General features: G+C 54.1%; 1 protein-coding gene. It reads left to right on the top strand.

Features of this window, described 5'->3' with window-relative positions:
- The coding region (locus DH10_RS35900) for an ABC transporter substrate-binding protein (protein WP_246811700.1) at positions 1-257 on the top strand (257 nt) is incomplete at both ends.

The following is a 257-nucleotide window of genomic DNA, read 5'->3' as shown; positions in this document are numbered from 1 at the left end:
GTCAAGTGGAACAACGGGGACGACTTCACTGCCGATGACGTGATGTTCAACCTGCTGCGCTGGTGTGAAAGGGACGTGCCTGGGAACTCAATGGCTGCGCGCATGGCCACGCTCGTGGATGAAAAGACGGGCAAGGCAGTAGAAGGCGCCATTTCAAAAGTTGACGACCACACGATTAAACTCAAGCTGCCAAAACCCGATATTACGATCATTCCGGGGTTTGCCGATTATCCCGCGCTGATCGTTCACCGTGACTA

This window comes from Mesorhizobium silamurunense (assembly GCF_014843825.1).
In the GTDB taxonomy this organism is placed as follows: Bacteria; Pseudomonadota; Alphaproteobacteria; order Rhizobiales; family Rhizobiaceae; genus Mesorhizobium; species Mesorhizobium silamurunense.
Note: the sequence above shows the minus strand (reverse complement) of the source record. Positions and strands in the feature narration are given on the sequence as shown.